Source organism: Paraclostridium tenue (assembly GCF_039521565.1).
GTDB lineage: Bacteria > Bacillota > Clostridia > Peptostreptococcales > Peptostreptococcaceae > Paraclostridium > Paraclostridium tenue.
This window is the reverse complement of record NZ_BAAACP010000002.1, coordinates 1-14018: the sequence shown is the minus strand read 5'-3', so window position 1 is coordinate 14018 and position 14018 is coordinate 1. Positions and strand designations below refer to the sequence as shown.

The window sequence follows — 14018 nt, the reverse complement described above, 5'->3', positions numbered from 1 at the left end:
AATACTATATAAACTAAATATATTGTATAATAGTGTTGTTAAGTAAAAAAAGTAAATGAGTAGAATAAATAATTGGCGATTAAAAGGACGGAGGTTGCCTATGAAGAAAAAAAAGACGTTAAATAAAAATATACTACAATACGGGCTTTTATTGTTTATACTAGGGATAACAAGTTATTTAGTTTATAAAACTTTAGATATAAATATGCTTGGTGAAGTTGTAAAAATGGTAGATAAAAAGTTTATATTTCTTGGAATGTGTGCAGTAATTGTTCATATGCTTTTAGAAGGTGTGGTTTTAAAAATTGTAATAGATAGTATACACAAAGTAAATACAAAGTTTATAGGATTTAAGTTAGCTACTATGGGATTTTATTATAACTTAATAACTCCATTTGCATCAGGAAGTCAACCTATGCAAATATATGTATTAAATAAATGTAAAATGCCTGTTAGTAAAGCAACAGCAGTTATAATGAATAAATCTATAATATATCAAGTTGTGGTTACTATTTACTGTTCAGTTTTAGTTATACTTAATACAACTATACTAAAAGGAATGAAACCTGTTATGCCTTTAATATTACTTGGTATAGCTGTTAATTCATTTGGGTTAATAATGTCAATGTTAGTTGTATACAATCCACAAAAAGTAAAAAGTGTAACAAAGTATATTATAAAAGCATTAGCAAGATTTAAGATATTTAAGTTTTTAGAAAATAAAATAGATAAGATAGAAAAATTTGCGGATGAATATAGTTATTCTGTAAATTTATTTATAAAAAATAAAAAAGCATTAATATTAACTTTAGTTATAACTATAGTTCAGTTAAGTGTTTACTTTAGTATTTCATTTTGGATATATAAAGCATTTAACTTAACAGGATACACATATATATACATGGTAACATTACAAGCATTTTTATATATGGCTATATCACCAGCACCAACACCAGGAAATGTTGGAGCAAGTGAATTGGCATTTTTCACTATATTCAAAAGTGTATTTCCTCAACCTCTTATGGGGTATGCAGTATTTTTATACGGAGGATTTGTATATTATGCGGTATTAATAGGTAGTGGTATATTTACTATGTTTACTCACCATACTATGAAGAAGAAAATTAAAAAAGTTAAAGTTAAAAATAAAGAATATGCAATGTAAAAAGAAGAGGATTACCTCTTCTTTTTTAATCTAATATTTTATATATAATAGTATTTACTATAGATAGTAATATTGAAGCTCCTATAGCATTGACAAATCCATATAAGTAAACTCCAGGAACTAGTCCAAAAGCTAATTTTAATACAATAGCGTTAATAATTAATAAAAATAAACCTAGAGTTAAAAATGTTATAGGAAGTGATAAAAACTCAAGTATTGGTTTAACTGTTAAGTTTAAAGCACCAAATATAATAGTTAAAATGATTAAAGCACCAAATGAACCTATATACATGCTATTCATTAATAAAGATACTAAATATAAAGAGATAGCATTAACTATTATAAATAAAGATACTCTTTTCATAAATGAAACTCCTTTCAATAAAACGCAAAATCAAATAATTGCTTTATTATTTTGTTCATAATTATACAAGTTATTTCTAATTAAATGTATATACTAGTATATTCCCATAAAAAGTAAATTTACACAGATAAATTTTAAAGTTACAAAATTGATATAAATTTAAATTAAATATATGATTATTTCTAATTTGCATAATATCAATATTTTATAAACATAATAACAGTAAAATGTGCTTAAGGAGATAAAAAACGAATTTATAAAGTAGGTGATTTGTATGTCGATTAATAAAAAACCTAATGAATTAATAAATGAAAAAAGCCCATATTTATTACAGCATGCTTATAATCCTGTAAATTGGTATAGTTGGAATGATAAAGCATTTGAAATAGCTAAAGCTGAAGATAAACCTATATTTCTTTCGATAGGATATTCCACATGTCATTGGTGTCATGTAATGGAACATGAATCTTTTGAAGATGAAGAGGTAGCTGATATATTAAATGAAAATTATATATGCATAAAAGTAGATAGAGAAGAAAGACCTGATGTAGATAGTGTATATATGACTTTTTGCCAAGCTATGACAGGTAGTGGAGGATGGCCACTTACTGTAATAATGACTCCAGATAAAAAACCTTTCTTTTGTGGGACTTATTTTCCAAAGTATCAAAAATACAATAGAATAGGTTTAATTGATTTATTAGAACAAATAGATTTTAAATGGAAAAATGAAAAAGAAACTTTGCTTAAATCAAGTGAAAATATATTAAATGTTTTAAAAGAAGATTTTGAGATAAATAAAAGTGAAGATGAATTAGATAAAGATATAATAGAAAAAGCAATTGAAGTTTTTAAATTATCTTTTGATAATAAATATGGTGGGTTTGGTAGAGCACCAAAATTTCCGTCTCCTCAAAATCTTATGTTTTTAATGAAATATTATAATTTAGAAGATGATGAACAATCTCTGGATATAGTAGAAACTACATTAAAAGGCATGTATAAAGGTGGTTTATTTGACCATATTGGTTATGGTTTTTCTAGATATTCAACAGATAATAAGTGGTTAGTTCCTCACTTTGAAAAAATGCTTTATGATAATTCTATGCTTATTATAGCATATCTAGAAGCTTACAAAATAACTAAAAATGATTTATATAAAAATATAGCTATTAAAACTATAGATTATGTATTAAGAGATTTAACTGATGAACTGGGTGGATTTTACTGTGCACAAGATGCAGATAGTGAAAGAGAAGAAGGTAAGTTTTATGTATTTAACCCAATAGAAATAATTAAAATACTAGGAGAAGAAGATGGAAAGTATTTTAATGAATATTATGATATAACTAAAAATGGAAATTTTGAAAGTAAAAGTATACCAAATCTTATAAATAACAAAAATTACTATAAGGAAAATGAAAAAATAAATAATTTAAGAAAAAAAGTATTTGATTATCGACTAAAAAGAACCAGTCTTCATAAAGATGATAAGATATTAACTTCTTGGAATGGACTTATGATAGTAGCTTTAGCTAATGCATATGAAGTTTTAAGAGATGATAAATATTTAGATTATGCAAATAAAGCTTTAAATTTTATTAAAAACAATCTTATTAATAATGAAGGTAGATTATTGGCTAGATATAGAGATAAACATGCAGATCACTTAGCTTATTTAGAAGATTATACATTTTTAACATGGGCATATATAAGCATGTATGAAGCTACTTTTGATGAGAAATACTTAGAAGAAGCTGTTTATTTAAATAATCAAACTATAGAACTTTTCTGGGATAATGAAAATCATGGATTTTTTATATATGGAAAAGATGGAGAAAATTTAATAGCAAGACCTAAAGACTTATATGATGGAGCTAAGCCTTCAGGAAATTCAGTAGCTACTTATAATTTAATTAAATTAGCTAGAATGACTAAAGATGAAAAACTAGAAGACATTGCTTATAAACAAATAAATATTTATGGTAGTAGTGTTATAGATTCGCCAACAGGATATAGTTTTTTTATGTTGGCACTTATGTATGAATTATATCACTCAAAAGAATTAGTTTGTGTAATTAAAGAAGATGAAGATTTAAAAGATTTACAAAATATATTAACTAATAATTATTTACCTAATCTTAATGTAGTTGTAAAAAAAGAAGATAATTTAAGTAGTGTAAGCAAGTACTTAAAGGATTATAAAATTATAAATGGTTTAACTACTTATTATTTATGTGAAGGTAATAGTTGTAATAAACCATTTAATGATATAAATACTTTAAAAGAATATTTAGAGATATAAAATAAGAAAGGATAAATAGTTATATTATAACTTTTATCCTTTTTATATTTTAAATTTATAACTAGCTTATATCTACCAAGGTTTAGCCCAAGGAGCTTCATAATATTCTTCTTTCCACAATAAATCAGTAGAAACCCTAAAAATATCACTAGACATAGCTGATTTATAATATATATTAATAACGCTTATTTTATCACATAATTCTTTATTAATAACAATTTTAAAATCATCAGACTCAAATACTTTATCATTTTCTGTAGGCTCATCCAGAGCTATACTAAATATAGGTCCGTATCAAGCACTTAATTCTTTTATATAAACTCTTAGATGCTTGTCATTTATATTATATTCTTTAAACATATTATTAAGTTCTTCTTTGGCACTATTACTAATGTTTATAATCATACAAAACACATCCTTTGCTATTTAATATATATAATATACCCAAATTTATATTTAATAAATAACTGTATTTTTAAGAAACAATTAATTATTGATATAATATATAAATAGAGACAAAAAAGATGACAAGCTTATACTTTGTATAAGACTAAAGTCTAAAATTATTAAAATTATATACTATAATTGAGAATTGATAAACTTTATACTTATTTAAATTACTTGTAATACTATATAATAAACAGTTATAATATTAAATATAGTACTCATATAATTAAAATGAGGTATAAAGTTAACATAAATAAAGAAAGTTATAAACTTAATCATAAATAGAAGGGATATATGGCTATGTTTTTTTTCGATTTTTTTAAAGGTAACAAAAAGAAGATAAAAGCTCAAATAAGCGAATTAAAAATTGAAAGAGAATACTTAGAGAAAGAATTTAGTAAACACCACAGTAAGTATGAAGAACTGTGGAGAAAATATCATAGTAATGAGATGAACTATACTTCAGCTATGAAGGTAGATAACAAATGCTATGAGTTAAAAGCAAGAATAAAAGAAATTGACAAAAAAATAAAAGAATTAGAAGAAGAATTATAAAATTAAAGGCTTATAAATTTTTGTATAATATAAAAATTTATAAGCCTTTTGTTGTATTTAGATTTTAATTATAAAAAGTAAAATGAATAATTTTAAAAGTATTATTCATAAATAAAATGATATTTTAAAATTGGGAAAATGCTACCAATACTAGAAAGCTAAGATATCACATATAGAAAATAAAGGGTATCTAGTAGTTGTAAAAGGTGATAATAAAATATTAGGGGAATTAATGGAGCTTTATGATTTTGAAGCTACTTTAGCTGAACTTGATGAAATGGAAAATTATATACCAAATAAAGATAACAACGAGTATAATAGATGTGAAGTTGAAGTTACACTTTTAGATGGAAGTGTTGAAAAAGCTTACTACTATGAATATAATAAGAACTCTGAAGTTAATAAAGGCGATTTGTTGCTACCTATTAAAAAAGGGGATTGGAAAAAATTTATTATAAATAAATAGATATAAATACAAGCTATATTAAAAAAGTAATTAACTACTATTTTAATATAGCTTTTTTAATATAATAAAATTAACAAATATACATAAAATTACATAAATTAGTATAAAAATATGAAAAGGAAGGGTTTATTTTGAAAATATATAAAAGATTTGTTCAAATAGATATGTTACCATTATATAAATATACACTTAAAAATACTAATTTAAGAAAAAATAAATCAACTAGCTCTGAAGTTTTAGAAGTTATACCGAAAAATTCTAAGGTAGAAGTTATTGAAGCTGATGATGAGTGGAGTAAAATTAGTTATAATTCTAAACTGGGATATGCACACAATGATTTATTATCAATTAGTAAACATCCATGGAGCAACTTAAATCTTAGAGAAAAAGCTAATATTAATTCAAAAATTCTAACTACAATACCTAAGAAATCCAGAGTAGAACTTATTGAAAATTTAGGTGATTGGAGCAAAGTTATATATAATGATAAAACAGGATATGTTTTTAATTATTTTTTATCAGATGATGGTAATGATCCTAATATATTAGATTATACTAATTTTTATAAAAATATGACTGATTTTGTTAATGAAAATAAAATTAAGAGTCCTACAGATTATTTATTAGTAACTGATGTGAAAAATAAATATACTTATGTTTTTAAAAAAGATGATGGCAATTGGGTTAATTTATATAAATGGAAAAGTACTGTAGGAAAACCAAGTACACCTACTATAACAGGAATATTTTTTGTAAATGGAAGAAAACCATACTTTGGAACTGATGAATACAGGGTCAAATATGCAACTAGAATAAAAGGTGGATATTATTATCATTCTATACTTTATGATTCAACAGGAAGTTATATAATAGATGGAAGACTTGGAGAAGCTTTAAGCCATGGATGTATAAGACTAGATGTTAATAATGCTAAGTGGATATATGAAAATATACCAGATACTACAACAATAGTTATACACTAAACATATGATATAAAATTATGGTATTATATACTAAAGCACTTATGAAAGGAAATAAAAAATAATGGGAAAAACACTAGTACTAGCTGAAAAACCTTCTGTAGGAAGAGATTTAGCTAGAGTATTAAATTGTAAACAAGAGAAAAATGGATATATAGAAGGAAGTAATTATATAGTAACTTGGGCACTTGGACATTTAGTGACACTTGCTGAGACTGAAAGTTATTCAAATAAATATAAAAATTGGGATATAAATGATTTACCTATACTTCCTAAGTATTTAAAAACTGTAGTTATAAAAAAAACATCAAAACAATTTAACACAGTAAAAACACAGTTAAACAGAAATGATGTTGATAGTATTGTTATAGCTACAGATGCAGGTAGAGAAGGTGAACTTGTAGCAAGATGGATAATAGAAAAAGCACAAGTTAAAAAGCCTATAAAGCGTTTATGGATATCATCTAGTACAGATAAAGCTATAAAAGAAGGATTTAAAAACTTAAAAGATGGTAAATCATATGAAAACTTATATAAATCAGCTGTTGCAAGAGCAGAGGCTGATTGGCTAGTAGGTATAAATGCAACACGTGCACTTACTACAAAATATAACGCTCAACTTTCTTGTGGTAGAGTTCAAACGCCTGCTGTAAATATGATTTATAAAAGAGAAGAAGAAATTCAAAAGTTTAAACCAAAGGAATACTATGGAATAAGTTTACAAGCTCCTATGTTTAAATTAGCTTGGATAGATAGTAAAAATAATAGTCAAAATAGCTTTAATAAAGAAAAGATAGAAAACATATTAAAAAAGATAGAAAATAAAAATGCTAAAATAGTAGAAGTTAATAAATCATACAAGAAAAAATATTCACCAGGACTATATGATTTAACAGAGCTTCAAAGAGATGCTAACAAAATATTTAATTTCTCAGCTAAGGAAACTTTATCTATAATGCAAAAACTATATGAACATCATAAGGTACTTACTTATCCTAGAACAGATTCCAAGTACATAAGTACAGATATAGTTGATACTTTAAAAGATAGAGTTAAAGCTGTTAGTGTAGGTGATTATGCACGAGTTTGTACTAAAGTATTAAAAAATAAAATAAATACTAATAAGTCATTTGTTGATAACTCTAAAGTTACAGACCACCATGCTATAATACCTACTGAAGAAAGAGTATTTTTAAGTGATTTAAGTGATAAAGAAATTAAAATATATGATTTAGTTGTAAAAAGATTTTTAAGTGTTTTAAGTGAACCTTTTGAATATGAGCAAACTTCTATTAAAGCAGTTATAGAAGATGAGACTTTTGTAGCTAAGGGTAAAAAGGTTATAAAGCTTGGATGGAAAGAAAATTACACCAATGTTGATGAAGATGATGATAATCAAAATCTTCCAAGTTTAAATAAAGGTGATATTATAAAAATAACTAAATCTAGTATGATAAGTGGTAAAACTCAACCTCCAAAACCTTTAAATGAAGCTAGCTTACTAGCTCAAATGGAAAAAGAAGGGCTTGGTACTGTTGCAACTCGTGCAGATATAATAGAAAAGATATTTAATTCTTTCTTAGTTGAAAAAAGAGGCAAAGATATATTTATAACTTCTAAAGGTAAACAATTATTAGATTTGGTTCCTAGTGAGTTAAAATCAGCGGAACTTACAGCTTCATGGGAGAAAAAGCTTAACGATATATCTAGTGGAAAGCTTAAAAAAGACGTTTTTGTTAATGAGATGAAAAATTATACAAAAGATATTGTAAAAGATATTAAAAATAGTGATGCAACTTTTAGACATGACAATTTAACTAGAAATAAGTGTCCTGAGTGTGGCAAATATATGCTTGAAGTTAATGGTAAAAGAGGAAAGATGTTAGTTTGTCAAGATAGAGATTGTAACACTAGAAAAACAGTTTCAATGACTACTAATGCTAGATGTCCTGTTTGTCATAAGAGATTAGAACTTCGTGGTGAAGGTGAAGCTAAGACTTTTGTTTGTAGTTGTGGTCATCGTGAGAAGTTAAGTAGTTTTAATAAAAGAAAAAAAGAAGAAAGTAATAAAGCTTCTAGAAAAGATATTAATAAATATTTAAAAAATCAGAATAAAAAAGAAGAAAGTTTTAATAATCCTTTTGCTGAGGCTTTAGCAAAACTTAAAAAATAATTTTAAGTAAATATAAAAAAGATATATCAATTGATATATCTTTTTTGTTTATAGTTTAAGATTTAAATTTACTTTGTTATATAAGTTTTTCTAAAAATTGTATAAGCCACAGCAAGTATTAATATACATATTGATAATGTTTTAAGAGGTAAATTTAAAAGTCCTCCTATTAGAAAAATAACACTCATTAATATTGAAGTTATAGCTTCGAATTTTACCGCTTTTTCTTTATCTATTTTTCCAAATCTCGTTGATAATCGTTTAAAGTAATCTTCTTTATAAAATATATTACTAAATTTTATTTGTGCAATTGAAAGTATAAATGTAACTACTGCAAAAAATATATATAAGTAGTTTATATTAGTCATAATAATTACTCCTTTTTAATATTTACTTTGAATCTTATTATAACACTTAGTTTAAAAACTTACTATATTTACATATTAATTTTAATTTATTATAAAAATTCATGTCTAACAAATGAAAATTTACTGAATTTTTAGTTATTGACTTTTTATAAAAGTGAAGATACAATTAAAATAATTATCGGTCAGTTGACTGAATGAAAACTTAATTTGATAATTAATCATAAGATAAAAATAAAATAGATAATATGTTTATGCAAAGAGAGGGAGAATATGAGTAAAATAAAAATAATAACAGACAGTTCGTGTGACTTAAATAAAGATATAGTTGAAAGATATAATATAGGTGTGGTAGGTCTTAATGTATCGTTTGGTAAAGATACTTATGTTGATGGAGAAATAAGTAATGATGATTTTTATAAAAGAATGGCTAATGAAAAGGAACTTCCTAAAACATCTTGCCCATCACCTGATAAATTTACAAAAGCTTATGATTGTGATGAAGATGAAGTTTTAGTAATTACTATAACATCAAAGCTATCAGCTACATACTCAACTGCAGTACTTGCTAAAAATATGTTTTTAGAGGAAAATTCTAATAAAAATATAAAAATAATAGATAGTGAAAGCGGATCAATAGGTCAAGGGCTTTTAGTAGTTAAAGCTGCTCAGTTAGCAGAAGAAGGAATGTCTTTAGATGAAATAGTTAATGAGATTGAAAAATTGAAAAAAGATATAGTGTTTTTTGGATCACTTGAAACTTTAGAAAATGCAATAAAAGGTGGAAGAATAAATCCATTAGCAGGAAAGCTTATAAATGCATTAAATTTTAAAGTTATTATACAAATTATTGATGGTGAAGTTAAGCCTGTTGATAAGGCAAGAGGAGATAATAATTCTATCAAAAAAGTAATTGAAAATGTTTTAAAATCAGTTGGAGAAAATAAAAATAAAGTATTGGCAATAGGTCATGCTAATTGTTTAGAAAAAGCTTTAAAGGTTAAAGAAATTATGATTAAAGAAAATAATTTTAAAGATGTAACTATAAGTGAAGTAGGCTCAGTTATGGGCACATATGCATCAAAAGGAGCTATTTTAATAAGCGTTTTATAAAATAAAAATTACTATTAATGAAGTTTACATAATTTTATTTTAGTAAAATGAAAATTTTCTTAAATAAATATTTTTATATCTTTATAATATAATATAGACAATTTAGAAAATGAAATTAAAAGAATTAGAGAAAGTTTAAATAAAGAGTTGAAGTGAGCTTAACAAAGGCTTTTACTTCAACTCTTTTTATTTAATTATAATTATATTATAATATTTAAGAATAACGTATAAAATAAAGTAATATCAATAATTGTATATAAAATAATTAAATAAATACTAAAATTATAAAGGAGGTGAAGTATATGAAAAAGAAAGTATTACTATTGATAATTATATTTATAACAGTTTTTACATTAAGTGCTTGTAGTTACAATAATAATCAATTATCAATGAAAAAAAAGGTAGAAGATTTTGAGTATGTATATAATACTATAAAAGATGGATACCCATACATAGATGTAAATAAAAGAATTAATAATATAGATTGGTTAAAAAATAAAGACAAATATATAAAAAGAATTAAAGAAACTAAAAATGATGAAGAATTTATAGAAGAAATGTCATTAATAATATCTGACTTAAACAATAGACATACTGAATTAATAGATAATAAAAAACGATATGAAACTTTTAAAAAAGCATATTCAAAAAATAATTGGTACGATTTCCTTGATGATAAAAAAATTGTAGAGAGATATAATTTAATTGGGTCTAAAATTGAAATACCAAAAGGTATTTTTTTAAAAAAAGAGTTAACTTTAAAAGATGTAGTTAAAGATGAAATTGGATATATGTACTTACCATCAATGGCATCAAGGAATGGATCAATAAAAAAAGATTTAAAAATGATTGAAGATTATATTAAAACTTTAGGAAACTATAAAGCTTTAATTATTGATATAAGGGAAAATAAAGGTGGAAGTGATACATATTGGAAAGGAATAGTATCTAAACTTATTAAAAATGATATTAATGTAAGTGGATATAGGATTTTTAGAGACGATAGTAAAATAGTTAAAAACTATATAAATAAAAGAAATATAAAATTAGAGCCTATAAAAAATCTACCAAATGAAGTAAAGAAAAATGCACCGAAAGAAATATTTAAAGATTTTAGTAATTTTGAAAAAGTATCTTATACTATAAAAGCAGATAATAATTTAAAGTTTAATGGGAATATATATTTACTTGTAGATGAGAAAGTTTATTCATCATCTGAATCATTTGCTATGTTTTGTAAAGACAATAAGTTTGCAACTATAATAGGTCAAACTACTGGTGGAGATGGAGGAGGAATAGATCCTGTATTATTTAAATTAAAAAACAGTAACTTAATAGCTAGAATGGCAAGTTGCATGTATTTAAATAAAGATGGTATATGCGATGAAGAGTTTAAAACTATTCCAGATTTTGAAATAAAAGATTATCAAAAAACTGAAGATTTTAGAGATGATAACTGTATAAAAAAAGTTTTAGAACTTGAAAATATTTTATAAAAGGGGTATGTATGAAAGTAGATAAAAAATTAAGTGAAATTTTTATTAAGTTTAGAAAGAAAAAAATCTTCTTAGTAATCATTATAACTATTACAACTCTAGTTTCAGCATGTATTCCATTTTTAATTATGGATTTAATTGATACAATAACTTATGATTTAAATTATTCTAAGATTTTTAATTTAGGGCTATTAATAATAGCAATAACTTTAATAAATATTATTTTAGATTTTATACAAAATTACTATTGGCACAAATTAAGACTAGAATCAGTAAATTATTTAAGAGAATTTATGTTTAAAAAGATGTTATTTAAATCAAAACTGTACTTTGATAATAATAGTCCTGGAAAAATATTAGCTCTAATAATGGATGATTCTAGTATTGTAGCTCAAAATATAGTTATAGGCATACCTATGTTAGCATCTAATATTATACACATAATAACAGTATCAATTGTTTTATTTGTCTTAAGTAAACAATTATTTCTTTTACTGTTAATAGCAATTCCAGTATACACATTAATTTTTAATAAATTAAATTCAAATATAAGAAAAACCTCAACAATTGAAAGAAAACATTTTGCAGAAGTAATGAGTGATGCACAAGAAAAAATAAATGGAATAGACACTATAAAAGTTTTTCAAAAAGAAAACTTTATGTATGAAAATTTTAGTGAAAAAATAAATAAACATTTTAAATTTGTTTCTAAAAATTTATTATATCAATCTATGGGAAGTGGATTAACTGGTGCAATTATATCATTAATTCCAATTGTAATATTGCTTTATGGGAGCTTTTTAATAAGTAAAGACAATTTAACATTGGGAGGATTAATGGCTTTTTACACATATATATCTTATTTATATGAACCACTTACTAATTTATCTGATTTTAATTTAGGTGTTCAAAAATCTTTAGCAGTTGGAGAAAATATATTAAAGTTTTTAGATATAGAAGAAAATCATATAGATGGTAAATTTAAAATTAAGGAATTTAAAAGTTTAGAGTTTGATAATGTTTCATTTTCTTATAATAAAAAAGATATAGTTTTTAAAAACTTAAGTTTTAAAATTAATAAAGGAGATAAGGTAGTTATTAAAGGTGGAAGTGGATGTGGGAAAAGTACATTACTAAAACTTATACTTAGAATGTATACTCCTACAGAGGGAACTATATATGTAAATGGAGAAAATATAAAAGATATAGAACTATCAAGCTTGTACAATTTATTTTCTATTCAAGTACAAAACTTGTTTGTATTTGATGGTAGTATTGAAGAGAATATATCACTTGATAAGTCTATAGATAAAAAAGAAATATATAAATCTATGAATTTAGCTCAATTATCAAGAGAATCTCATCCGTTTGATGATATTGAAAATATTATAAATAATAATTCTATATCAGGAGGACAAAAGCAAAGAGTTTGTTTATCAAGGGCATTTTTAAAACCATTTGATATATTAATTTTAGATGAACCTACATCAGCTATAGATAGTGAACTAGAAGAAAAGCTTAAAGAAGAATTAGAGATATTAGTTAATGATAAAACATTAATAATTACATCACATAGACCTTGTTTATTGGAGTTATGCAATAAAGAAATTAATTTAGAAATAGAAGATGAAATAGGGGATTTATCATACAATAATTAAAATAAAACCAAAGCTTTAAAAATGTTAACCTTTTAAAGCTTTGGTTTATTATTTTTATATAAAAATTTTAATGATAGATATAAATTGGGTTAATCTACTGGCTAAGATATTAAAAGTACACTTTAAACAATGTTAGTTATCTTGTGATGAACATTAGTTACAATTATGTTTAAATATGTAAATAAATGGTATATAAATTAATATTAAAAATTAATTATCGGGAGTGAGTACAATGAAGTTTAGCAAGTCAGTAATAATAGGAATCGGTATAGTAGTTATATGTGGGGTAGGGGTAAGTTACTCTTTAGCAAAACATGATAAGGCTGAATATTTAACCGAAGAACAAGCAAAAACTATTATATTAGAAAAAGTGCCAGATGGTAAAATATTAGAATTTGTTTATGATAATGAAGATTCTTCACCTAAATATGATTCTAAAGTTGTAAAAGATAATATAAAATATGAAGTTGAAGTGGATGCACAAACAGGAGATATAATTGAGTTTGAACAAAATGTTTTAAAAGAAGATAGTGGAAACAAAAGTTCAGATAAATTAATAAGTCAAGATAAAGCAATGGATATAATGCTTAATAAAGTTCCTAAAGCAACAATCGAAAGCTTTAATTTAGATAAAGATGGAAATAATCCTGAATACAAAGGAAAACTTGTAAAAGGTGATACAAAATATGAAATAGAAGTAGATGCAAAAACTGGAGATATAAAAGAATTTAGTCACGAAAAAATTAAAGTAAAAGATACTCATGATGATCAATATGGACAAATAAAACTTGATGACTAAATAAAAAAAGTGTAGTTATCTAATAAACATTAGTAAAGTGGACCCTTTGTCAAGGACACTAGAAAAAGAGAGTTATTAAAAAACTGATAAAAGCTGATTTCTGTATTGTACAGGAGTTAGCTTTTTTAAATT

12 protein-coding genes are annotated in these 14018 nt (G+C 24.1%); 10 read left to right on the top strand and 2 right to left on the bottom strand.

The features are described from left to right. The first annotated feature begins 100 nt into the window (after positions 1-100). Entirely contained in the window at positions 101-1165 is a 1065-nt protein-coding gene (locus ABFX13_RS01740) for a lysylphosphatidylglycerol synthase transmembrane domain-containing protein (protein WP_346041494.1), read from the top strand. A 25-nt stretch (positions 1166-1190) separates the two neighbouring features. Here the strand turns inward: ABFX13_RS01740 and ABFX13_RS01735 are convergent, their stop codons facing one another. Next, positions 1191-1529: a phage holin family protein gene (locus tag ABFX13_RS01735; protein ID WP_147544845.1), complete on the bottom strand. Its 339-nt coding sequence runs from the start codon at positions 1527-1529 to the stop codon at positions 1191-1193. A gap of 274 nt (positions 1530-1803) precedes the next feature. On the opposite strand from ABFX13_RS01735, the gene ABFX13_RS01730 reads away from it, so the two are divergent. The 5 genes from ABFX13_RS01730 (at position 1804) to ABFX13_RS01710 (ending at position 8455) form a co-directional block, all read left to right on the top strand. Beyond that, a complete protein-coding gene (locus ABFX13_RS01730) occupies positions 1804-3834 on the top strand; it encodes a thioredoxin domain-containing protein (protein ID WP_346041491.1) in 2031 nt (676 codons plus the stop codon). Positions 3835-4575: 741 nt separating this feature from the next. After that, positions 4576-4836: a hypothetical protein gene (locus ABFX13_RS01725; protein ID WP_346041489.1), complete on the top strand. Its 261-nt coding sequence runs from the start codon at positions 4576-4578 to the stop codon at positions 4834-4836. A gap of 163 nt (positions 4837-4999) precedes the next feature. Further along, on the top strand, positions 5000-5302 hold the full coding sequence (locus tag ABFX13_RS01720) for a gamma-glutamylcyclotransferase family protein (RefSeq protein ID WP_346042409.1): 303 nt from the start codon (positions 5000-5002) through the stop codon (positions 5300-5302). A gap of 131 nt (positions 5303-5433) precedes the next feature. Then, positions 5434-6285, top strand: coding sequence for a L,D-transpeptidase family protein (locus tag ABFX13_RS01715; protein WP_346041487.1), 852 nt, complete (start codon positions 5434-5436; stop codon positions 6283-6285). Between the two features lie 61 nt (positions 6286-6346). After that, positions 6347-8455: a DNA topoisomerase III gene (locus ABFX13_RS01710; protein WP_346041485.1), complete on the top strand. Its 2109-nt coding sequence runs from the start codon at positions 6347-6349 to the stop codon at positions 8453-8455. A 68-nt stretch (positions 8456-8523) separates the two neighbouring features. Here the strand turns inward: ABFX13_RS01710 and ABFX13_RS01705 are convergent, their stop codons facing one another. Next, complete coding sequence (locus ABFX13_RS01705) at positions 8524-8823, bottom strand: hypothetical protein (protein WP_346041483.1); 300 nt, start codon at positions 8821-8823, stop codon at positions 8524-8526. Between the two features lie 270 nt (positions 8824-9093). Between ABFX13_RS01705 and ABFX13_RS01700 the strand changes: the two genes are divergently transcribed. The 4 genes from ABFX13_RS01700 to ABFX13_RS01685 all read left to right on the top strand — a co-directional run bounded on the left by ABFX13_RS01700 (position 9094) and on the right by ABFX13_RS01685 (position 13886). Continuing rightward, a complete protein-coding gene (locus ABFX13_RS01700; protein WP_346041481.1) occupies positions 9094-9933 on the top strand; it encodes a DegV family protein in 840 nt (279 codons plus the stop codon). A 302-nt stretch (positions 9934-10235) separates the two neighbouring features. After that, a complete protein-coding gene (locus ABFX13_RS01695; RefSeq protein ID WP_346041479.1) occupies positions 10236-11429 on the top strand; it encodes a S41 family peptidase in 1194 nt (397 codons plus the stop codon). A gap of 11 nt (positions 11430-11440) precedes the next feature. Next, entirely contained in the window at positions 11441-13087 is a 1647-nt protein-coding gene (locus ABFX13_RS01690; protein ID WP_346041477.1) for an ABC transporter ATP-binding protein, read from the top strand. Positions 13088-13319: 232 nt separating this feature from the next. Then, complete coding sequence (locus ABFX13_RS01685) at positions 13320-13886, top strand: PepSY domain-containing protein (protein WP_147544823.1); 567 nt, start codon at positions 13320-13322, stop codon at positions 13884-13886. Positions 13887-14018: the final 132 nt, after the last annotated feature.

Coding starts and splice junctions, on each gene's coding strand:
- ABFX13_RS01740 (WP_346041494.1), top strand. CDS start 101: ATGAAGAAAAAAAAGACGTTAAATAAAAATATACTACAATACGGGCTT.
- ABFX13_RS01735 (WP_147544845.1), bottom strand. CDS start 1,529: ATGAAAAGAGTATCTTTATTTATAATAGTTAATGCTATCTCTTTATAT.
- ABFX13_RS01730 (WP_346041491.1), top strand. CDS start 1,804: ATGTCGATTAATAAAAAACCTAATGAATTAATAAATGAAAAAAGCCCA.
- ABFX13_RS01725 (WP_346041489.1), top strand. CDS start 4,576: ATGGCTATGTTTTTTTTCGATTTTTTTAAAGGTAACAAAAAGAAGATA.
- ABFX13_RS01710 (WP_346041485.1), top strand. CDS start 6,347: ATGGGAAAAACACTAGTACTAGCTGAAAAACCTTCTGTAGGAAGAGAT.
- ABFX13_RS01705 (WP_346041483.1), bottom strand. CDS start 8,823: ATGACTAATATAAACTACTTATATATATTTTTTGCAGTAGTTACATTT.
- ABFX13_RS01700 (WP_346041481.1), top strand. CDS start 9,094: ATGAGTAAAATAAAAATAATAACAGACAGTTCGTGTGACTTAAATAAA.
- ABFX13_RS01695 (WP_346041479.1), top strand. CDS start 10,236: ATGAAAAAGAAAGTATTACTATTGATAATTATATTTATAACAGTTTTT.
- ABFX13_RS01690 (WP_346041477.1), top strand. CDS start 11,441: ATGAAAGTAGATAAAAAATTAAGTGAAATTTTTATTAAGTTTAGAAAG.
- ABFX13_RS01685 (WP_147544823.1), top strand. CDS start 13,320: ATGAAGTTTAGCAAGTCAGTAATAATAGGAATCGGTATAGTAGTTATA.